Annotated in this window: 2 protein-coding genes; both read right to left on the minus strand. The window is 62.8% G+C overall.

The features are described 5' to 3' along the window. Positions 1–43: 43 nt before the first annotated feature. Positions 44–607 carry a Pycsar system effector family protein gene (locus NN5_RS24620; protein ID WP_067739346.1) on the minus strand — a complete coding sequence of 188 codons (564 nt, stop codon included), beginning with the start codon at positions 605–607 and terminating at the stop codon, positions 44–46. Between the two features lie 6 nt (positions 608–613). After that, the coding region (gene gdhA / locus NN5_RS24625; RefSeq protein WP_067739349.1) for an NADP-specific glutamate dehydrogenase at positions 614–1,647 on the minus strand (1,034 nt) is incomplete at its 5' end.

The following is a 1,647-nucleotide window of genomic DNA, read 5'->3' on the forward strand; positions in this document are numbered from 1 at the left end:
CGCGGGGGCGACGAATTATGAGGTGAATTTCGTTTCCACCACACTAGACCGGCGATGCCACGTTCACGCTGCCGAACAGGAGATAGACGGCCAGCGTGACCGTCAGACCCAGGAGGAAGAGCCGGTAGGCATAGCCGAGATACCGGTACTTCTTCTTCTGCAGCACCTGCCCGTTCTGATAGACATCGCGCAGCATCGTGCGGAACATCCCTTCGTCCGTGGCAAGACGTTCGACAATCAGGTCCGTGAATTCCTCCTCCGGCATCTGCGTGAACACGCCGAAAAACAGGAGGTTGGATTTCTCGATGTCCAGAGGCGGCTGGCGGGTGGCCGGCATCACCACCATGACCGCGCAGACCGCCGAAAGAAACGCAAAGCAGGACAATACCAGCAGGGGCAGCGGCACCCCGCCCTTGTCCGTCTGCCCCACCGTGATGGAAAAGACGATGAACGTCGCCCCCATCAGGATGCTGGCCTTCTGGTCCGCCATCTGGCTGAGCACCAGATGCGTCTGGGTGGCCGTGCGCACGAGCTGCACGGCCTGCGTGGGATAAGTCCTGCGAGGCACCGGCGGCGCGCTGGCCGCCGGCGTTTCAACGTCTGCCATTCCCCCTCATACCACGCCGAAGGCCAGCATGGCATCGGCCACTTTCTTGAAGCCGGCGATATTGGCGCCCTTCACATAATCCACATAGCCGCCGCCGCGGTCGCCATAAGTCAGGCAGCGCCCGTGGATGCCCTTCATGATATCCTTGAGCATATCCTGCAGCTCCGCCTCGCTCCACGAACGGCGCGCGGAATTCTGGCTCATCTCAAGACCGGACACCGCGACACCGCCGGCGTTGGCCGCCTTGCCCGGCGCGAACATGATCTTCGCCGCCTTGAAGGTGTGCACGGCTTCGAGATCCGACGGCATGTTGGCCCCTTCCGACACCGCGATGCAGCCATTGGCGATCAGCGCCCTGGCGTCATCGCCGAGCAGCTCGTTCTGGGTGGCGCAGGGAAGCGCGACGTCGCAGGGGACATGCCAGGGTGTCTTGCCTGCGTGAAAGGTCGTTCCCGGAAACGCGTCGACATAGTCCGAAATGCGGCCGCGGCGGTGGGTCTTGTGGTGCTTGACCCAGTCGATCTTCTCCAGCGTCAGACCGTCGGGATCGTGGATGAACCCGCCCGAATCCGACAGCGTCACCGGCTTTCCGCCCAGATGCACGACCTTTTCCGCCGCATGGGTGGCGACATTGCCCGAGCCCGAGATGACCGCAGTCTTGCCCAGAAGATCGAGCCCCCTGACCGCCAGCATGTTCTCCAGGAAGTACACCGCACCATAGCCCGTCGCCTCCGGACGGATCAGCGACCCGCCGTATTCGAGCCCCTTGCCGGTCAGAACGCCGGTAAAATGATTGGTGATGCGCTTGTACTGGCCGAACATGTAGCCGATCTCGCGCCCGCCCACGCCGATATCGCCCGCCGGCACATCGACGTCGGCCCCGATGTGCCGGTACAGCTCGGTCATGAACGACTGGCAGAAGCGCATGATCTCGCGCACGCTCTTGCCCTTGGGATTGAAGTTCGATCCGCCCTTGCCGCCGCCCATCGGCAATCCGGTCAGCGCGTTCTTGAAGGTCTGCTCGAAAGCGAGAAACTTGA

This window comes from Novosphingobium naphthalenivorans NBRC 102051, assembly GCF_001590985.1.
Lineage (GTDB): Bacteria > Pseudomonadota > Alphaproteobacteria > Sphingomonadales > Sphingomonadaceae > Novosphingobium > Novosphingobium naphthalenivorans.